Source organism: Neobacillus sp. DFD-2R, from assembly GCF_057747865.1.
This window is the reverse complement of the sequence record NZ_CM173228.1, coordinates 2,426,217-2,445,742: the sequence shown is the minus strand read 5'-3', so window position 1 is coordinate 2,445,742 and position 19,526 is coordinate 2,426,217. Positions and strand designations below refer to the sequence as shown.

The following is a 19,526-nucleotide window of genomic DNA, read 5'->3' as shown; positions in this document are numbered from 1 at the left end:
TAAAAACCAAAAGGAATTAACTGTTACTTATTCGAGCCTGAAGTCCCATAGTCCCTGATGGTTATTTTCGCGGTATACCTGATCGGAACTTTACTAAAGGTTTGATCCCAATTATTTTTGACCTTTTGCCATTCATTTGGATACTCAATTCTCAATCTGTTGCCAAATCCGGCAACGTCAACTTTGTATTCATGTTGTGTTCTGTTTAATACATTCTTCACCAAGCGCTCCACTTTTTTTTCAGTCGTTTTCTCTGCTTTTTTTAGAAAAACATTTTTAAAGAGTTCCCCCGAGACAACCCAATTTTCAGCAATACGTCCTTCAGACTCAATTTTAACATCAAAAGAAATATTGTTTCCAACTACATGAGGTTGAATATCACTTTTCATTGACTCTATCTCGTATATGATTGGTTGACCTGTCTTTTGATCATAGCTTTTCACTAAACCGCCCTTCCCTTTTCCGGTTAGCCATGTTAGACCTTCTAATTCTTTTTCATTCAAAAAACCACGTAGTTTTTTTGTCTTTCCTTTTATTACGGCAGCTCCTACAAATTTCACTTCTTTATTTGCTGCAATCACATTTTGTAAAAGAAAACTGGATCCTGAATGGAACTTACCCTCTAATTTAATTATCGGGATAGAAGGCAAAATTCTTGTTGTTCGATATGCATTATCTACCATTCCAAACAGACGAAATGCCGGAACTTCTCCTGCTTCCTTAGATACTAGTGTATTGCTAGCTCTCCCTTTACTAATGAATATTAGGCAGCTCGGTCTAAAATCATTATCCCGCAGATATAGATCAAGTAATTGTTCCAAACTATACAATCGTGCAAGTTCTTCACCGATTACAATGACTTTCATGTGATTGGCATTAAAAGGATGGTCCGTTCTTAATGATAATTCCCGAACCTCTTGAAGAATCGAGTCTCCCGTTTCAGTAATATTTTCATAAGATTGCTGCTGCGATCCGCCTTCGTTAGCATTTGAACTTGCAATTTGAGGGGTAATAAGCTGATAAGTTGTCGTAATCTGACCTCTTTTTGAATCCCCTTCACTATGTTCATTCACCTTATCCTCTTTATTTGATTTCTTAGCTGTATCGAGTGCCACCCCTACACCCAGACTAAACTCTTCAATTTCATGACTGCTCCAACAGCCTGTAAGCGAAAAGAGTAAAATGACAGATAGCAAAACTAAGAGAAATCGTCCATTTTTATGATTTGCATTCATTGTTTTCTTCCTTTCCATCTTGCGATAATAAGAAGGAGAAAAGGTAGTAAACCAAATAAAAACAAGGCAATATTGCCAATTATATCCCCAAGTTTTAAAAGATCATTGATATTTTTGGGAGTATTGGAAATGACGTAAACAATAGGAAGTAAACCATACATAAATGGCCGAATGTTCTTATTCGAGAGTTGAGACAGCCCTAGAGAAGCAACATAAAAGCTGACGGTAAAGGTCGTAAAAATTTGCATAATCCATATGACCAGCAATAAAGAATCAAACCGTTCAAAAATCAAACCGGTTAACTCGAAACTTCGTATCAAATCAAGTGTTGGCCATGTTCTTGTGACCACTCCGTCGACGGATAACGCTCCGATGACGATCACAACGGTTATCACATAAAAAATCAATGGAACAGAAACACCAACTAAAACGATTTTTATTGCTTTGTTTGGATTTTGCAAATACGCCATAACGATCAGCAGGATTTCAGGACCTGTAAATGCTAGAGTCGTCGACTTAACTCCTTTTAACACAGGGATGAATCCAGTCCCTAATACCGGGCGAATATTATCGATCTCAAAGATTTTTAGGCTCATAAAAGCTACCAGCAAAAAAAGCAAGATCGTAATCGGTAATATAATTTCAAAAAGACGGGCAATCGGATTAATACCGCCCATGATCAAATAAAGGCCTACCCACATAAATGTCATCATGATGGCCCATATAGGGGTTTCTTCCAGCAACAAATATCTTACTACTTCTGCCATCGAACGGAGTTGAAACCCTGAAGTTAAAAGAAAATAACCTATAATAAGTAAACTAAATAACCCGCCAACCCATTTCCCGACAATTTCCTGACTGTATTGATAAAAGGTTTTTTGGGGAAATTGTTGGCTTAACTTAGCGATGATCACCCCTGCGATGATCGCGATTAGGCCGCCTAGAATAACGCTTATCCAAACATCAGGTGTCTGCACCTTCTCTGCAGCCGCTCTGGGGAGGGTGAGAATTCCTGTACCAAGGATACAGTTGATGACGATAACAGCAGCTTGAGCTGTGGTAATTCGATCTTTTGGATTGACAATCACCCATTCATCTTCCCTTCACAGTAGGTTATCCTTTACGAATAGGATTTTTCGTATGCATCATTTTTGGACGTCGTTTCATCATCATTAGGGGCATGCGTACCATTAAATCTTTCCACTCACTTAACCGGTAAGGAACAGCTGGACTCATATAAGAGACGCCAAAACTTTTTAGTTTTGCTAAATGACTGGTCATGAAAAGGAAAAATAGAATGACTCCATATATTCCAAGTATGGCAGCACAGAGCATGGCTGCGAACCGAAGAATACGTAATGTAATCCCGGCACTATATTGAGGAATGGAAAACGATGAAATTGCAGTTAACGCCACGATAATTACCAAAATGGGGCTAACAATCCCTGCTTGTACAGCCGCCTCACCGATGATTAACCCGCCGACGATTCCCATTGCCGGACCAATTGGCTTCGGTAATCGGAGTCCTGCTTCCCTCAAAATTTCGATTGATATTTCCATAAATAACGCTTCGATTAGAGCCGGAAATGGAACATTTGACCTCGACCCCATAATGGATAGGGCTAACTTAGTTGGAATCAATCCCGGATGAAACGAGATAAAGGCAATATACAGTGCAGGTGTGAAAAGTGCCAGAGTGGCAGCCAGATACCGAAGTAAACGGATGAATGTTCCTGGAATCCACCTTTCATAATAGTCTTCCGGTGATTGTAACGTCATGCTAAATGTAACCGGAACAATCAAAGCGAAAGGTGTTCCGTCCAACAAGATCGCCACCCGTCCTTCCATCAAGGCACTAATTACACGGTCGGGACGTTCTGTATTTTGGACCTGAGGGAAAGGACTTAAGTAATTATCTTCGATTAGTTGCTCTATATAGCCGGATTCCGGTACATCATCTATACTAATTTTCTTGATTCTTTCCTTGACCTCTTCTACCAAATCGGAATCAGCAATCTCTTTGATATAAACGATTACGAGTTTTTTTTTGGCACGCTCTCCTACTTGAAAATTAATCATCGAAAGGTTCCGATTATCCCCATGCTGCCGCAAAAGAGCAGTATTATCGCTTAATGTTTCAGTGAACCCTACCCTTGGCCCTCTTACTAAAGCCTCTGAAACCGGTTCTTCAATACTGCGAGATTTCCCTTTGGCTGTTCCAAGAATAAGCACAGTCGATACTCCATCAACTAACAGTGCAGTCGAGCCGGTCAATACTTTAGAGACTAAATCGTTTAAGGTATGTACTTCTATTATAAGACTAATAGTAAGGACTTGATTTTTAATAAAGTCTTTTAAAGCGATCCCTTTCATGGGAGATTGCTCATGGTTGTATACCATGGAAAAATCGACCATAAGTGTTTTCATAATGGATTGGTCGATGAGGTCTTTATCTGACAGCCCGTCAATAAAAATGATTGCCGCTCGAATACCGGTATTCCCTAGATAAAATTCCCGAAAGTGAACATCCGAGTTATGACCGATTTCTTGCTTGACAAGATTCATATCTAAGGAAAATTCTCCGGTAAAATGACAGGTTGAATCTTGTTGAGTAGGCTCTGCTTCTCGTGTTTGATCAAGTTGATTGTCCAGTTTTTTGAGGTGGCTCCTCCCCCATTTCCGTCCTTTCATTTTCATTGATCCTCCTTTGTTGAGCGGATCCATTTAAATAATCCGGAGATTGTAAAAGGAATCAGAAATGTAATAAATGCTTGCATAAAAACGATCCAGCCAGGAAGATAAGAAACAATCGATTTCCACATTTTCATCACCTATAAATGCATTTAATCAGCAGCAGAAGCGAAATATCCTTTTTTCAAACAGTATAGAGCACATAATTTCTTAAGTAGTATTATTTGGTATTATTTCCTTATATATTCTTTATATTTAAATGGTGGATAGTTATAAATAAAAAAACATTGACAAGGTACAAAAAGAAGTCAGGAACATTATCCTGACCTCTTTTACAAAATATCGAATTAACGATGTAAAATTATAATAGGACCCTTTACATTTTAAAATAACTGTTTCAAATTCCTTCGATTTTAGGTTGTACTTTACGAACGTAAATAACTCATTTTTTTACTTTAGTAGGGATAGATTTTTTTAGACTCAACTTTTTTATCTTGATGATTAGGCAGCCTGTACCGATCTCTTTTTTTGTTTCTGTCTGTTCCTTTTTTTATACCACCATATATAAGTCCCGGTAACCATTAAAACGGATGGAGTAAGCCCACCGATCGCATATAAAATTTTGGTAAATAAACCACCAAAACTACCTGTATGCAATGGCAGATGCCATATTTGATAAAGCAACCCACTGTTTATTTCTGGATCTAGCTTTCCTACTATTTTTCCACTATACTGGTCTAACCATAATCGTAGGCTTCCATCCCCCGGATCATAAGAACGACTAAGACGAATTTCTACTGCCCCTTCAGACATACCTTTCACCTTTTTTTCCGGTATTCTAATTTGTGTAATAGTTCCCTTAGGTACTTCTTTTTCAGCAATACTTAATAATTGATCCAGTGGAAGCTTTTCAGATGGAAGAGGTTCAGAAATAAGGTTCTCTTTTGGAGGTGTTACTTTTGCCTTTCCACCAAACCAATCGAAAATTGTATCATCGTAAGCAAAAAGAGCTCCCGTTAATGAAACGAGCAATAAAAATGGAATGGACACTCCTCCGATGACTTTATGTAAATCATATTTCTTTACATAAGCGTTTTGGCTAAGTCTCATTCTAAAACCACTTTTCCACTTTTTTATCCCTGGCCACCATAAATATACTCCGGTCAAAGTGATAAAGAAGAATAGAAATCCAATTATTCCGACAATATTTTCACCTTTGAAATTATCTAGAAGCAAAGATTTGTGAAAATCAAGGATGATATTAAAAAATGCTTTATCCCCCAATGTTCCATTTATCTGTCCTGTTCCTGGATCTACATATATTGTTTGCTGTTTCCCACCTTCGATAAGATGAAACAAGTAAACTCCTCTAGCATCTGGTTTATTTGGTGTATATACACGATCTATTTTCCCTTTTGAATATGTATGTGATACATTTTTCAATGCTTGTTGATAAGTAACTTTTTTACTCTGGGTTACTTTATACAAATCCGGGTGTATTATGTAATTTAATTCTGGTTCAAAGACAAGTATACTTCCCGTTAATCCGATAAGTACAATAAAAATCCCAACTAACAGGCTCAACCATAAATGAATTTTCCCAATTACTTTCCGCATTTCTTAAAAAACCTACTTTCCACCAAAATAATTAATATGATAAAGTATAAGCTGAATCGCAAGAACCAATCACTGCGGCTTTTCTTCCATAGAGATTAGATCAATTTTTTGGAAATCCTCACCTCTCATTTCTTTAATTCTGCTTGCCGGGTATTCGCCATTTCTTCTTTCTTCCCGTACATACTGTCGTTAAAATCATTATGATTTTTGAAATAATATGCTCCCCGACCTAAAAAAACTTGAAAATTTAAATGATAATGATTATCAATATCTTTGTAGTTAAATATAAACGATAATGATTATCATCGTCAATTAAACTTTGAGATTTTTCGCAAATTTTTACTATTTTTTAGAAATATAGTCACTTTTTCGCGTAATAAATGTTTTAAGTATACACCATATTAATTGAAACGGAGGTGAAGAACATGGAAAAAACCAATAATCAAAACGGTTATGATCCAAACAATGATATTGACCAAGACGCAATAATGAATAGGGTAAATCAAACTTTTGATAAAATTTCACAAGATGTAAAAAATATGATAAATAACAATAACCGGCTTAATAATGATCAATTATCATAACGCCAGAAATGGCGTTTTTTTATGTCCCTTCTACCTAGGTGTATTTATGAATCTTTTTGCAATTTACGGTACAGTAAAAAATTAAATCATAAAAAAAACGCCTTTAGGCGCTTAATACTTACATTTAGGACAAATATTGCTAAAGTCTTTACCGTTTCCACACCGAGTGCATTTTTCCGGATCGTCATCCCTATTCTTATTTTTCCATTGATCGTAAGTCATCCCATAAGATTTTTCATCGTTAAGGTATTTAATATAATCAAAACCAAACGGATATAGCAACTGCAACACCTCCTTCCTTTAATTAAATGTATGCGCTTTCAAAAAAATCTTTCATAAAAAATGCCTCCCGCAAATGTAAAGGCTAGAATTATTAATAAACACTCTATTTCATGTTTATTAAAGAATAATAGACCTACAGTAAAAAGAGACAGGAATTCATCCTGTCTCCGGTGATTCTTGATCAATCATGAAAATTCGTACCGTCAGTTGTTGCTTTAATGATACCAACGCGGATGACAAAGTCACCGAAGTGCTCGCCTTCCTCACGTTCCTTTGCATAACGGGAAAGAAGTACACGCAATTCGCTTAAAATTTCTTCTTCACCGATGTTTTCACGGTACATTTTGTTTAAACGGCTGCCATCAAAGGCTGCACCTAGGTACATGTTATATTTCCCAACTGCTTTACCCATAAAAGCAATTTCGCCGAGTCCCGGACGGGCACAGCCGTTTGGACATCCGGTCATACGGATGGTGATTTCTTTGTCCCGTAAGCCGTTTTCTTCAACTATGGTTTCAATCTTATCGATCAACACAGGTAAATAGCGTTCTGCTTCCGCCATCGCCAATCCGCAGGTTGGAAGTGCGACGCAAGCCATTGAGCTACGGCGGAGTGCTGAATAATGCTTACCATCCGTTAAACCATATTGTTCAATCAGTTCGATTATTTTTTTCTTTTTCTGGCTGGATACATTAGCAATGATTACGTTTTGGTTCGTTGTCAAACGGAATTCACCCGTGTGAATTTTTGCGATTTCACGTAAACCGGTCATTAGCTTGTAATCAGCAAAATCTGCGACGCGGCCATTTTGAATATATAGTGTAAAATGCCATTTTCCGTCAACGCCTTTCACCCAGCCGTAACGGTCACCGTTATGGTCAAAATGATATGGCTTCGCTTCATCCAGTTTCCAGCCAAGGCGGTTTTCAAGTTCTTCTTTGACTGTTTCAAGTCCTAGGCGGTCAACGGTATATTTGAAGCGTGCATTTTTGCGGACGGAACGGTTTCCGTAGTCACGTTGAATCGTTATTGTTTTCTCTGCTACATCATAGACCTGCTCAGGCGTACAGAAACCGATGACTTTGGCGAGCTGTGGATACGTTGCCGTGTCACCGTGGGAACTGCCCATTCCTCCGCCAATAGCCACGTTAAAACCTAACAGCTTTCCATCTTCCACAATCGCAATCAATCCAAGATCTTGCGAAAAGACATCAATATCATTCTCCGGCGGAACAGCAATACCAATCTTGAACTTCCGCGGTAAATACAAGGGTCCATACATTGGTTCAACTTCATCGATTTCCGGTGTACCCGCTACTTTTTCTTCATCCAGCCATACTTCATGATAGGCTCTTGTTCGAGGTAATAAGTCATCACTCAATTTTTTTGCCCAACCATATACTTCTGAATGGATCTCCGATTGATATGGATTCGATGTGCACAATACGTTCCGGTTCACATCGCCGCAAGCCGCAATCGTATCTAACAGGGTCGAATGGATTTCCTGAATCGTATTTTTCATATTCCATTTTAAGATACCATGCATTTGAAATGTCTGGCGTGTAGTCAATTTTAAGGTGCCGTTACCGTTTTTCTGAGCTAGTTCGTCCATGACAAGCCATTGAGCCGGTGTTGCCACACCGCCAGGTAATCGAACGCGCAGCATGAACTGATACGCAGGTTCAAGCTTTTGCTTTTGGCGCTCATTACGGAGATCACGGTCATCCTGCAAATAGCTGCCATGATGCTTCATGAGGCGGTTATCATCATCAGGAATACCTGCACTGATCCGATCCAACATTACTTCCTTCAGTGTGCCGCGCAAATAGTTGCTTTCTCTTTTAATACGCTCAACATCGCTTGGCGGGCCTTCCGGCGCTTTTAAAATTGTTTTGACCATGTTGAAAAAACTCCTTTCAATCCCAAATCAGTATACATCACGCTGGTAACGTTTTTGCTGCTGCATATCGGCAAGATATTCTTCCGCTTTTTCACGGCTCATGCCGCCTTCATTTTCGATAATCTCAATTAGAGCATTATGGACGTCATGTGCCATGTGTTTCTCATCGCCGCAAATGTAAAACGCTGCTCCTTCTTCCAACCACTTGAACAATTCTTTACTGTGTTCAAGCATGCGGTGCTGTACATAAACCTTTTTATCTGTGTCACGTGAAAACGCGACATCCATTTTTGTCAACACGCCTGACTTCAGCCACTTTTGCCATTCAGTTTGGTAAAGGAAATCCGTCACAAAATGCTGATCGCCAAAGAACATCCATGACTTCCCTTCTGCTCCAACTTCTTCACGCTCCTGCATAAACGAGCGGAACGGTGCAACACCTGTCCCCGGCCCAACCATTATAACCGGCGTTTCAGGGTTCTTAGGCAGCTTAAAGTTTTCATTATGCTGAATGAAGATTGGAAGGGAATCGCCAGGCTGTAGACGTTCTGCAGCTAAAATAGAGCAAACGCCATTTCGTTCTCTACCGTGTGCATCATACCTTACTGCTCCAATGGTCAAATGTACTTCATCCGGATTTGCGGATAAACTGCTGGCAATGGAATAAAGACGTGCCGGCATTTTCCGTAGTATAGAAACAAACTCTTGCACTGAACCTATCCACGGACCAAAATCGCGAACCAAATCAAGCAAGTCACGCCCAACGGTATAACCTTTTAATTTTTCCTGATTGTCAGGTGATAAAAGCTCCTGTAAATCCCCATTCGCCGACAGCTTTGCTACCTGCTCGAGAAGAGGCTTTGTTAAAACAGTAATTTCAAAGTGAGTTGTGAGTGCCTCTTTAAGTGGTAGGGTATCGCCCTGTTTATTGATTTTCACAATTTCTTCAGGCTTCCAGTTCATTTCAGTAAGAAGCATATCGACAAGCACCGGGTCGTTTTCGGGATAAACACCGAGGGCATCACCCGGTTCAAATGCAAGTCCGGACCCTTCCAGCGATATTTCAAGGTGACGCGTTTCTTTATTCGAACCGCGGCCATTTAAATTTATGTTTTCAAGCACTTCGGCTTTAAACGGATTAGTTCTTGAGTATGTTGATTCAACTGCTACCGTTGCTGCTGCAGAGATAGGTGAAGCACTTCCACCTTGTGTTTCATTTAAGCCGTTAAGGACTCCTTCAAGCCATTCAGCTGCAGGCTCATCATAATCAAGGTCACAATCAAATCGCGGATATAGCCTTGTACCGCCAAGCTCTTCCAGCTTTAAATCAAAATCTTTTCCTGTCTGACAGAAAAACTCATAAGAGCTGTCTCCAAGTGCTAAAACAGAAAAATGGACGCCATCCAGCTTCGGTGCCCGTTTACTATGAAGAAACTCATGGAATGAAATCGCATTATCAGGCGGTTCACCTTCTCCATGTGTACTGACAATAATAAGAAGGTTTTGGACTTTCTTTAGATTATTCGGTTTAAAATCACTCATGGACGAAACAGTCACTTGAAAACCATTCCCCTCAAGTGTCTTCCCTGTTTTCGCAGCTAATCCTCGCGCGTTTCCCGATTGTGATCCGTAAAGAATGGTCACATCTTTTGAAATTGGCTGACCCGCCGGTTGAGAAACAAGACCATTAGCCTGTGCTTCTGCAGTTCCTAGAACAGTTACGGACTGACATGCGGCAAGGTAACCGCTCAGCCAAACTTTTTGTGAATCTGTCAATGTTGGCAGAAGGCGGTTAAGGAGCTCTGCCTGCTCCTGATTAAAGGGACTGTTCATTACCTGAAGTTGCAACTATATCCACCTCACAAAGAAATAAAAAAATATCGTACACCATTCTCTTAATAATAGCTGGTTTCGACAATTCTTGCTATTTAAATAATTTATTAATGTTATCGTATCTTTACAATTCCTATTAGTCAAGTAGGAATTAATAATATCAATTATTAAAAATATTAATAATTGATACCATAAATTAAAAAACATAAATCATAAATAACTTACCTCCCCCAAGTAATTGCCAATACACAAATAAACCGGATCGAATTGTTTACTTTCATAACAAAAAGACCTCTTATAAGAAAGGCCTTCAGGTTAGTAAATTATTAAATTATTAAATTAATTCTAGGTAGCAGAATTACTGCTATATCCGGTTAAAACAGCCGTACATATCGAACCGAATTCGAATTCTACGCTTCCACTCTGAACAGCTACACTGGCGAGTGCAGGTCCGAAAGTACCCTTTCTTTTGAATCTAACCGTGCCTATACTTCCGGGATTGATGCCGGAATCAAACGTAAATATTTGATCATCAACAATAAGATCAAATATTGTCGCGTTTGAATCCAGATAATTGGTTATGGTGTAAATAATCGTGGTTAATTCACCAACTGTTGTACATTCAGTGGTAAGCTGAAAATGCATCCTACTTTTTGGTCCCCCATCTACACTTGTCCAAATATCAATTACATCTGTATCGGAAAAAACTTTTGGCAAAAAAACCACTTCCTTTATCCTATATACAAATAGTAAATGAAAAAGGAGTTATTCTGAAACGGCGATTTTACTAGGACAAGATATAAATATAATGGTGTAACGATTGTTGCTTTCTGCAAACCATTAATTAAAGTAAAATGGCCATAAATATACACCGTATATTTATGGCCATTGTTATTAACCCATTTACTTTATTGAACTGTTTTTCTTTCCTATTTCTCTTTTAATTCCTCTAATATGGTATAAAGCTCTTCCAAATGCTTAATTTCGTATGTTGGAATCACTTCATTACGCTCTTTGTTATGACGATTTATCCATACAGATTTAATTCCGGCACGATTAGCGCCAAGAATATCTGTCATCAGGTTATCCCCGACCATGATAGCCTCATCCTTTTCGATGGACATACGTGACAAGGCATGTTCAAAAATGGATGGATCGGGTTTCCCTCTTCCGAAATCACCGGATATGACAATCTGATCAAAATAAGGAACAAGCTCCGGTGTAATCGTTAGTTTCGTATTTTGAAGGTCTGGTGAACCATTTGTTAAAAGAAGGAGCTGATAATTTTCTTTTAAAGCATCAAGAATTTTAAAAGTTTCTTCGTACACAAACGGAAGGTTCCTCCGCTCTTGAGGAAAGCGTTCCGCTAACTCATATCCAAAGTCCGGGTCATCCACGCCCATTGTCTTTAATCCTGTCGTCCAAGCGTCTTTACGGTAGGTGGGTACGACTTCCTTCATTTTTTTAAAATCATCATGATGTTGATCCAAAAAATTACCCCATAATCCTTCAAATGGATTGATACCAATCATTTGTGTGAACGGATAAAATTCATAGGAAGAGTACAAGTTTCTTGCTGCTTCTCGAACTGCATCCTCAAGTTGCTTGTGGTCTATCCCATGACGATCTTCAGCATATTTACACGTAGCGATAAAGGCTTCCTTTATGCTTTTTTGATCCCAAAGCAGGGTATCATCTAAATCAAAAAAAATTGCTTTAATCATGCTGTCTCCTCACTTTAAATAGTTTATTTACTAGTTTACCATTTTAATTTGAAAAAAATAAATAAAATACAGAACAATTTAAAATTTTTATGAATGAGTTTATCTATTATTGGCCTTAGTTTCTTGTCAGTTCCTTCTTACCCTTCGAGTAAATTATTAAGGATCTCTCCCGAGATATTTTATAAAAATTTTGAATTTTGAATTAACGAGAGACAATTTGTCAAAAATAAAAATACGGGAAAGTAATACAAGGAACGGTGTTGGAGTGAATAAAATTGCCCGCCTGGTGAACACATTGATGTTTCCCGTTGAAGATTTTACCTAAACTTTGAATTCTTGAGGAGTAGAATAATATGAAAGATTGGATTGTTATTTCCCCCGAAGGTATCACCACCACCCCGAATGAAAAAGGCATTGAAAACTTTCAGGTTTTAGGTTTTGTTAAAGCGGAAACAAAGGTAAATGCTCTTAAACAGCTTCAAAAAGAGTATGATTATTTGAAAGAGAGCGGATTTGAAGAAGTATGGATTTATCCTTTGGAAAATCAAAATCCATCTATCACCTATCTGGAACCGTGTATAGATAATTTAAAAGCTGACTATGAAACTGAATTAATTCATAAAATAACATCTATTTTGAAAGAAATTGGCTTTATTAATTCTAAGTACGCAGGCCGTCACGGCAATTCTCTTCACTTCGATGCCTATCTAAATGTATTGCTGCAAATCAGGGTCGATCTAAATGGGAATGAGATTTCGGTTTATGTTCGCTACATTACCGAAAAGCACTTTATACACCATGGTAATTTTAAAGTCTAAAAAATAATTAACCAAGGATATAATGAAAAAAGTACGTCAGATAATCTAACAAGGTAGTTGAAAATCTATGCACTTTAATTCTATAATTTCATTGCCTAATAGCTTTTTTCTTAGGAAACCACAATGTTACATTATTGCGGTTTCCTCTTTTTACTTTCTAAAGAACTTTTTAATTTACAAAATTTGAACAAGGGTTTTTTTCATTTTTGACTAATTCTATACGTAAGAAATATAAAGGGGAGAAAGTGGAAAATGAAACGTCAAAGAACCTTTTTTATGATTGATGATTTGTTATTTGAATTAGATAAACCTGAAATAACGCTAAAAAAAATTATAGTATCAAAGGTTAAATTTGAAAATGAGGAATATAAAGTACTACGAAGAAAATTTAATGAAGATATTTTCCTTTTAGAAAAATTACCTGATGGATGGTATATACAAAAGAAAGAGTAAGCCCTTCTCGAGTGAGAAGGGTTTTTTTATGATTATTTCTTCTTCTAGCCGGGTTATCAACCCAATACAGTTTTTACAGCGGTTTCTCTCTATCCGGTTATCATGTCCTATAGCGTGCCAATCTCCCACATGTTGGATCAAGATATGTTTCTTCATTTTCCGAAATTCTTATCTATTTGTACCAACGTATTTCCAATGGATTCCTGGATTACATATGTATGTGATGTACCATCGTAAGGGGTTTCACCTTTGTTAATAATAATCAGTGGCATCCCTTGCCCTCTATATTGCGGGAAATTTGAGAATGGAGTTACCATTAGGCTTGTACCTAACACCAAAAGGCAATCTGCTTGTTGAATCATATTAATTATCGTGTTAAAACCTTCAGGTGTGAACCATTCACCTGTATCACCAAACAAAACTACATCCGGTTTGATATATCGATCTTTTTTATGTAGGGTAACACAATGGTCACAGACATAAAAATCATCAATCGTATTCAGACGACTAACTATTTCTTCAGTTGTATAGAGTTTTCCGCAATTCATGCAAGAAGCTGTCTTCATTGTTCCATGGAACTCAATCACATGGTTGCTCCCCGCTTTTTGATGGAGACCATCGATGTTTTGCGTGATAATATGCGTTACATTACCTTCTTTTTCCCATTTTGCTAAGATTTCATGGCCTTTATTTGGAACGGCGTCTGGATTGTAAAGATTTTCCACAGCAAATTGATAAAACTTTCTTGGATACTTAACAAAATAATCAAGGGAAAGGATGTATTCCGGTGCCATTCTGTAAATTCCTGTTCTTGAGCGAAAGTCCTTTATTCCCGATTCAGTACTAATTCCAGCCCCAGTTAAAACCACGATATTCTTCGCATTCTTAATTATATTTGTACATGTTTGAATTCTATTATTATCCATTCTATTTACGCTCCAAAAAATTTTACTGGTTTGACGCAGAAACCATCCATTTAACTAGATTTCCTGCTTGACCTGTCCGAATACCACTTACATTCGGACTAACCTAGGCAACTTTCGGCTTGGCCTGTCCGAATACCACTCACTTTCGGACTAGCCTAGGCATTTTCTTGTTTAGCCTGTCCGAATAAGCCCCGCATTCGGACTTGACTAGGCAATTTTCTGCTTGGCCTGTCCGAATAAGCCTCACATTCGGACTAGCATCGGCATTTTCCTGCTTGCCCGATCCGAATAAGCCCCGCATTCAGACTAGCATCGACAATTTCCTGCTTGCCCTGTCCGAATACCACTCACATTCGGACTAGCATCGGCAATTTTTTGCTTGGCCTGTCCGAATAAGCCCCGCATTCGGACTTGACTAGGCAATTTTCTGCTTGGCCTGTCCGAATAAGCCTCACATTCGGACTAGCATCGGCATTTTCCTGCTTGCCCTGTCCGAATACCACTCACATTCGGACTAGACTAGGCAATTTTCTGCTTGCCTGTCCGAATAAGCCCCGCATTCGGACTATCACAAGAAATTTCCTGCTTGTCCGAATAATCATCGAATTCGCTTTGTAATAACTGTTTTATTTTCAAATACTCGGTTGAATTATCACCTTATCGCCATATCCACATCCTTTTTATGTAGATGATCCTTCCGCGTACTTCTTTTGACTCTAGATAAATAACTTGTGAAAATGGAATCGGTATCCATCCATCTTGGCTTTTCGTCACATCTAATCTTACCCTACTACAATTGGGATTGTTAAATAAATCTAATTACGTTCCTGTTGCAATCCAAAACATTGGTGACTCATTAAGAACTGTAATAAATTGTCTTAAAAAAATCCCACCGATCCTAAATGGGCCAGGGGATGCTTTTGCCAATATCATGAAGAACCATTTCCACCACTTGAATTTGACAAAGGAATAAAATTGTTAAAAATACCTAAAACTTTAATATCCTTTGAAGCTGATATTTTGGAATCATAAACTGTAAAGAAAACATAGTTACTTGAGTTGGTTACAGAGTTGATGACTCCATCTCCCAAAACTTCTATACCCATATTTACCAATCCATTATTATATTTACCTTTCAATTGATCCTTTGCCCAAATGACAAACTTTTCTTTTGAAGGATTGGTAATTGCCGCAATTACCAAAATAAATCCAATAATAATGACATTACGAAGTTTCTTCAATTAATTCCCTCCAGTTCCCCATGTTTTAATGAACTTTAGTTACTATTTCATATTTTGGTATCATTACCAATTATATTAAGTTTTAAACGATTCATCGATTTTCATCTGCATATTAAATATAGAAGTTTTTGGAAAAATAACTTATATAAGAATCAATAGAAAGAAGGGAAAACAATGCTCTGGACGATTATTGGTTTATTGATTTTGTTTTGGGTGCTTGGGTTAATGTTTCATCTTGTGGGAGGCATTGTACACATTCTACTCGTAATAGCAGTAGTGTTGATTATTTTAAAATTAATATCAGGCAGAAATCGAAATCGTGATAAAGCATAGTCGAAGATTAAAATGTTGAAAATGGGGCACGGGTTTTGGAACGTTGTACCTTTGGTCGACACCCTTATTTTCGTGTCCCGTAAAACAGATAAATGATTGGGAAAGAATTTAAGATTCATTTTTTCGACAACACTTTAATAACGATGTTATAAATTATATAAATTTAAGTAACTTGGTAAATTCCTTGTAAAGAAACCTGCCATTTTATTCTATCCTCTTATCTCTAAGAATAACTTTATACTGTAAATATTCTTAGGAGGTATCGTAAATGGCTACTTTGAAAGATAAATTTACTCTTGATGACATCATAGCATTAAATCAAAGAATTAATTCCATCTTTTATCAAGCTACACATGCTAATTCTAGAGCAAAAGCAGGTGTCGTTGAGCTTCAATTGTTAAATATTATTGATCAACTATGTAGAGTTTCCGGGATGCTATTTGATATCATGGAACAACAATTAGAAGGACATATTGAAACATTTGATCCTTATGGATACATTGATGGAAAATTAGATTCAGCTGAAATTGGAATTCAAAACTTCTTACAGATTAAGAAAATTGAATTAGATTAAACTTTTGAGAGGCTTATTTTTAAGCCTTTTTTTGTTAGGAGATTATTTTTTACCGGCTTTAAAAAACTATGTTGTTGTTGGAGAAAAAAATAGCTTAGCTAATCGTTTGTCAGTAATTTAATAAATAATTTATATTTTTTTAATATGATTTTTATATAAAATTAAAAACACTATTTTAAAGTAAATTTTATGAAGGTATTACTACTAGTTTAAATAAAAAAGGAGACTGCAAGTTGGCAAAGAATCCATCTATTTCTATTAAAAAGAAAAAATCCTTATCAATATCCAAACAACATGCGCAGCGAATCTTGACTAAAGTTCCTGAAATAACGGTTTTCTTTTGGATTACCAAGGTGTTGACCACTGGAATGGGTGAAGTATTCTCTGATTATCTAGTAAACCATATAAATCCGATAATTGCAGTAGCTCTCGCGGGAATTGTACTGGTAGGCTCGTTAGTAATGCAGTTTTCAGTTCGCCGTTATGTACCATGGATCTACTGGTTAGTTGTCGTCATGGTCAGCATATTTGGCACGATGGCCGCTGATGTTGTCCACGTTATATTGGGCATCCCATACGTTGTATCAACAACGTTCTTTACATTTGTGTTGGCTGCTATCTTCGTAATCTGGTACGCATTCGAGAAGACATTAGCAATACACAGTATCTACACATTCCGCCGTGAGGCTTTTTACTGGATTACCGTACTGGGAACATTCGCGCTCGGAACTGCTGCAGGAGACATGACTGCATCAACCATGCACTTGGGTTACTTCTCTTCGGGCGTAGTGTTTGCCGCCTTACTTGCAATTCCGGCTATAGGCTATTGGTTATTTGGTCTAAATGAGATTTTTGCTTTCTGGTTTGCCTACATTATGACGCGTCCCGTAGGGGCCTCGTTTTCGGACTGGATCTCGGCGTCTCCTAAGCACGGTGGAGTTGGGTTTGGGGAAGGTCCTGTCAGTCTTTTCCTAACGATACTTATCGTTATCCTTGTCGGATACCTTACTTTCACTCGGAGAGATATTACGGAAGAATCTGCAGCAGCATAGTCGTGGTAGGAAGTCTTAGATCTCCAGTAACTTCATTTAAGAAAAGACTTTAATGTTGAACAAACGTGTATTTTTGTTACTTAAAAAAATAAATTTTTTCTAAAAAACTCCGGCAATCCATAGATTACCGGAGTTAAAACGTTAATCTTTTAGAAATAGTATAAAAATCTGTTTATTTTGTATGAAATAGACTGTTTACATCCCGATTTTTATTTTGTAAGTCTTCTAGCGAAGGTAATCCGGAAATATACCCTACTCCACCGGTACGATCAATTCCGATTGCCTTTTCCATCGCTTGTTCTAATGCAGTTTTGTCAACTGCTGTAATCTTCTTCCCTTCTAATTCATCACCGGGATGCTGGAAATTACTCATAATATAAGAGAATCCTTTACGGTTATCCGCTGCAAATAAACCAGTTGATTCTGCACCTGCAGGAACGGATAAAATCCTTGATAGTTCCTTCGTATCAACATTATAAGCCCACACAAAGTTATTGGTATGCATTCCGCTATCTTCGCCAATAAATAAAGTTCTTAGTGCTTCGGAATAGCTTAAATTATCTGTATTGGCTACTGAATTTACATCTGCTGTATTTCCGTATGCATCTGAGGATGGCATATCTTTACCGGCAATTAAACCTGACATTTTAGCCGCAACATATTCGCTATCTATCTTTTTCCCTGTACTGTCTTTTTGTTCATTTGTTAAGTCCAATTGATACGTTACACCGGATTTAATTTTTGATAGTTTCATATCATCAGTTGGATCTGCGGGATTAGCAAGCATTCCATTACTTTGATCTGAAATCGCAATGTATACTTTCTTATCCTTTTCGTTTAAGGTGACACCCTCCATTTTGTTAAATTCAGATGTAGCGCCCAGCATGGCAGCATAACGGCGTGACTCTAAAAAAGCAGCCGCTTTTTCCATGCCCGGTTTTAGTTTTAGGTATTCCGTTTTCCCAAATGAATATTGCTTAATGGCATTAAAGCCCTCTTTTGGTGCATTAGAAGTTTCGAAAATATCGCTGAACTTAATGCCGCTGTCGATTATGGCTTTAATCTCCTTATCAGTTGCATGACCAAGTTTGATCCATTCTAAATTTCCTGCGCCGCCATTCTCAGTACCGGTTTGGTGAAATTTTGCGGCATATAGCGTACCTGATGATAGATCTTCTTCTTTATCTGCTACATACATGAACATCGTTGTATATGAACCATCGTCTCCAAAGAAGGCCGTACGTTTATCAGGCATCATTTTCATTAACTCATGAGAAAAACGCCCAATACTGTAATGTTTTGAAACAGATACAGATCCTTGTTCCCCTACCTTAATTTCAGGTATATATCCATAAAAGTATGGGTTTGCTTTTGATTTGTCTCCAAAATAAAGCTTGGCGAAGCTTTCGACTGAGGTTCTTGCAGATGAACTTGGATCAAGCTCAAAACTGCGGGCATCCGGCTCATACTCTTCTGAACCAAGGTGTGTATTCCAAGGTGAAAGTGAACCATTACATGGAATCCAAAGTCCATTCACGCTTGAAAAGTCAATTTTCTTAACCTCTTTAGGTGTTAGTTCGCCGGTTTTCTTATCTTGATTTAAAGTGGATAATGACATGGAAGCAGGAACAATTCCATAGGCGGATTTACCGGCAGCATCAATGGTTTGGTATTCATAATGGGTTACCATGTATAGTTGTCCATTAATCGGATTCAATAAACTATTTGAATCGGGAGCATCGGATACAAAATATGTAGGCTTACCTTCAACACTGGTATCCATGATGGGATTACCATTAACATCAATCGGTGTCCCTGCCGGAATTAATTCACCTTTGTTTAGAGCCACTTTGTCTTCAGATTTGAAAAGTCGTTTATAGGAAAGTGGGAAGTTCTTCACATCTCCATTACTATACTTTACATCTAAAGATGCGTTTGTATAGGTTTGAACCATTTGCTCAATAGTTTTAGGGGCTTCCATTCCATTAAACCTTACGGAATCAATTGTAACATGTCCATTACTGGCCGCAGCAGGTGTTACGGCTGGAATGGTTAGTGCCAGTGCTAATGCAAAAGTAGCACCTTTTTTGCCAATACGATGTTTTTTCATGATTAATCCTCCTGATATAATTCGATTTTAGGAATATTTTTCCATTAAAATATTCACATTTCGCCTGGTTAGAAAGCTCTTCTTAGCGGTCAATCCTAATCTTGAGTTTGACCTAAAAAAAATTCAGTATCCCCCTTTAAATTCTCATTAAAA

At 37.7% G+C, this 19,526-nt stretch carries 18 protein-coding genes; 6 read left to right on the top strand and 12 right to left on the bottom strand.

The annotated features are described in order from the left end of the window. Positions 1 to 23: 23 nt before the first annotated feature. From AC3ANV_RS12205 to AC3ANV_RS12185, 5 genes are all read right to left on the bottom strand, one after another. A complete protein-coding gene (locus tag AC3ANV_RS12205; protein WP_488313844.1) occupies positions 24 to 1,235 on the bottom strand; it encodes a Ger(x)C family spore germination protein in 1,212 nt (403 codons plus the stop codon). Further along, complete coding sequence (locus tag AC3ANV_RS12200; RefSeq protein WP_488313843.1) at positions 1,232 to 2,323, bottom strand: spore germination protein; 1,092 nt, start codon at positions 2,321 to 2,323, stop codon at positions 1,232 to 1,234. The genes AC3ANV_RS12205 and AC3ANV_RS12200 overlap by 4 nt, the downstream gene beginning before the upstream one ends. Positions 2,324 to 2,348: 25 nt before the next feature. Beyond that, positions 2,349 to 3,926 (bottom strand): spore germination protein, encoded by a 1,578-nt coding sequence (locus tag AC3ANV_RS12195; protein ID WP_488314199.1) that lies wholly within the window; start codon positions 3,924 to 3,926, stop codon positions 2,349 to 2,351. A gap of 2 nt (positions 3,927 to 3,928) precedes the next feature. Beyond that, a complete protein-coding gene (locus AC3ANV_RS12190; protein ID WP_488313842.1) occupies positions 3,929 to 4,057 on the bottom strand; it encodes a hypothetical protein in 129 nt (42 codons plus the stop codon). Between the two features lie 370 nt (positions 4,058 to 4,427). Continuing rightward, positions 4,428 to 5,510, bottom strand: a complete 1,083-nt coding sequence (locus AC3ANV_RS12185) for a PepSY-associated TM helix domain-containing protein (protein ID WP_488313841.1) — start codon at positions 5,508 to 5,510, stop codon at positions 4,428 to 4,430. Between the two features lie 458 nt (positions 5,511 to 5,968). On the opposite strand from AC3ANV_RS12185, the gene AC3ANV_RS12180 reads away from it, so the two are divergent. Further along, positions 5,969 to 6,127: a hypothetical protein gene (locus AC3ANV_RS12180; RefSeq protein ID WP_488313840.1), complete on the top strand. Its 159-nt coding sequence runs from the start codon at positions 5,969 to 5,971 to the stop codon at positions 6,125 to 6,127. Between the two features lie 463 nt (positions 6,128 to 6,590). On the opposite strand, the gene cysI is transcribed toward AC3ANV_RS12180, so the two are convergent. The 4 genes from cysI to AC3ANV_RS12160 all read right to left on the bottom strand — a co-directional run bounded on the left by cysI (position 6,591) and on the right by AC3ANV_RS12160 (position 11,866). Beyond that, positions 6,591 to 8,309: an assimilatory sulfite reductase (NADPH) hemoprotein subunit gene (cysI, locus tag AC3ANV_RS12175; RefSeq protein ID WP_488313839.1), complete on the bottom strand. Its 1,719-nt coding sequence runs from the start codon at positions 8,307 to 8,309 to the stop codon at positions 6,591 to 6,593. 27 nt (positions 8,310 to 8,336) lie between these two features. Beyond that, positions 8,337 to 10,157, bottom strand: a complete 1,821-nt coding sequence (locus AC3ANV_RS12170; RefSeq protein ID WP_488313838.1) for an assimilatory sulfite reductase (NADPH) flavoprotein subunit — start codon at positions 10,155 to 10,157, stop codon at positions 8,337 to 8,339. Positions 10,158 to 10,487: 330 nt separating this feature from the next. Beyond that, the gene (locus AC3ANV_RS12165) at positions 10,488 to 10,859 is read right to left on the bottom strand and encodes a hypothetical protein (RefSeq protein WP_488313837.1); all 372 of its coding nucleotides are present in this window, start codon (positions 10,857 to 10,859) and stop codon (positions 10,488 to 10,490) included. 212 nt (positions 10,860 to 11,071) lie between these two features. Beyond that, positions 11,072 to 11,866 (bottom strand): HAD family hydrolase, encoded by a 795-nt coding sequence (locus tag AC3ANV_RS12160; protein WP_488313836.1) that lies wholly within the window; start codon positions 11,864 to 11,866, stop codon positions 11,072 to 11,074. A gap of 353 nt (positions 11,867 to 12,219) precedes the next feature. Between AC3ANV_RS12160 and AC3ANV_RS12155 the strand changes: the two genes are divergently transcribed. Together AC3ANV_RS12155 and AC3ANV_RS12150 are read left to right on the top strand one after the other, a co-directional pair. Beyond that, positions 12,220 to 12,684, top strand: coding sequence for a hypothetical protein (locus tag AC3ANV_RS12155; protein WP_488313835.1), 465 nt, complete (start codon positions 12,220 to 12,222; stop codon positions 12,682 to 12,684). A 252-nt stretch (positions 12,685 to 12,936) separates the two neighbouring features. After that, positions 12,937 to 13,137, top strand: coding sequence for a hypothetical protein (locus AC3ANV_RS12150; protein WP_488313834.1), 201 nt, complete (start codon positions 12,937 to 12,939; stop codon positions 13,135 to 13,137). 152 nt (positions 13,138 to 13,289) lie between these two features. Here the strand turns inward: AC3ANV_RS12150 and AC3ANV_RS12145 are convergent, their stop codons facing one another. Both AC3ANV_RS12145 and AC3ANV_RS12140 read right to left on the bottom strand, forming a co-directional pair. Then, a complete protein-coding gene (locus AC3ANV_RS12145; protein WP_488313833.1) occupies positions 13,290 to 14,063 on the bottom strand; it encodes an NAD-dependent protein deacylase in 774 nt (257 codons plus the stop codon). Between the two features lie 929 nt (positions 14,064 to 14,992). Then, positions 14,993 to 15,304: a hypothetical protein gene (locus tag AC3ANV_RS12140; protein ID WP_488313832.1), complete on the bottom strand. Its 312-nt coding sequence runs from the start codon at positions 15,302 to 15,304 to the stop codon at positions 14,993 to 14,995. Positions 15,305 to 15,478: 174 nt separating this feature from the next. Here AC3ANV_RS12140 and AC3ANV_RS12135 point away from each other — a divergent pair, with 174 nt between their 5' ends. The 3 genes from AC3ANV_RS12135 (at position 15,479) to AC3ANV_RS12125 (ending at position 17,263) form a co-directional block, all read left to right on the top strand. Further along, positions 15,479 to 15,637, top strand: coding sequence for a lmo0937 family membrane protein (locus tag AC3ANV_RS12135; protein ID WP_488313831.1), 159 nt, complete (start codon positions 15,479 to 15,481; stop codon positions 15,635 to 15,637). A gap of 268 nt (positions 15,638 to 15,905) precedes the next feature. Beyond that, positions 15,906 to 16,211 (top strand): hypothetical protein, encoded by a 306-nt coding sequence (locus AC3ANV_RS12130; RefSeq protein ID WP_488313830.1) that lies wholly within the window; start codon positions 15,906 to 15,908, stop codon positions 16,209 to 16,211. Between the two features lie 233 nt (positions 16,212 to 16,444). Beyond that, entirely contained in the window at positions 16,445 to 17,263 is an 819-nt protein-coding gene (locus AC3ANV_RS12125; protein WP_488313829.1) for a COG4705 family protein, read from the top strand. Between the two features lie 172 nt (positions 17,264 to 17,435). Here the strand turns inward: AC3ANV_RS12125 and AC3ANV_RS12120 are convergent, their stop codons facing one another. Next, positions 17,436 to 19,373 (bottom strand): PhoX family protein, encoded by a 1,938-nt coding sequence (locus AC3ANV_RS12120; protein WP_488313828.1) that lies wholly within the window; start codon positions 19,371 to 19,373, stop codon positions 17,436 to 17,438. Between the last annotated feature and the right edge of the window lie 153 nt (positions 19,374 to 19,526).

Bases quoted from the DNA above. Each gene is read 5' to 3' on its own strand.
- AC3ANV_RS12205 (WP_488313844.1), bottom strand. From the start codon at position 1,235: ATGAATGCAAATCATAAAAATGGACGATTTCTCTTAGTTTTGCTATCT.
- AC3ANV_RS12195 (WP_488314199.1), bottom strand. From the start codon at position 3,926: ATGAAAGGACGGAAATGGGGGAGGAGCCACCTCAAAAAACTGGACAAT.
- AC3ANV_RS12190 (WP_488313842.1), bottom strand. From the start codon at position 4,057: ATGTGGAAATCGATTGTTTCTTATCTTCCTGGCTGGATCGTTTTTATG.
- AC3ANV_RS12180 (WP_488313840.1), top strand. From the start codon at position 5,969: ATGGAAAAAACCAATAATCAAAACGGTTATGATCCAAACAATGATATT.
- cysI (WP_488313839.1), bottom strand. From the start codon at position 8,309: ATGGTCAAAACAATTTTAAAAGCGCCGGAAGGCCCGCCAAGCGATGTT.
- AC3ANV_RS12160 (WP_488313836.1), bottom strand. From the start codon at position 11,866: ATGATTAAAGCAATTTTTTTTGATTTAGATGATACCCTGCTTTGGGAT.
- AC3ANV_RS12155 (WP_488313835.1), top strand. From the start codon at position 12,220: ATGAAAGATTGGATTGTTATTTCCCCCGAAGGTATCACCACCACCCCG.
- AC3ANV_RS12150 (WP_488313834.1), top strand. From the start codon at position 12,937: ATGAAACGTCAAAGAACCTTTTTTATGATTGATGATTTGTTATTTGAA.
- AC3ANV_RS12145 (WP_488313833.1), bottom strand. From the start codon at position 14,063: ATGGATAATAATAGAATTCAAACATGTACAAATATAATTAAGAATGCG.
- AC3ANV_RS12135 (WP_488313831.1), top strand. From the start codon at position 15,479: ATGCTCTGGACGATTATTGGTTTATTGATTTTGTTTTGGGTGCTTGGG.
- AC3ANV_RS12130 (WP_488313830.1), top strand. From the start codon at position 15,906: ATGGCTACTTTGAAAGATAAATTTACTCTTGATGACATCATAGCATTA.
- AC3ANV_RS12120 (WP_488313828.1), bottom strand. From the start codon at position 19,373: ATGAAAAAACATCGTATTGGCAAAAAAGGTGCTACTTTTGCATTAGCA.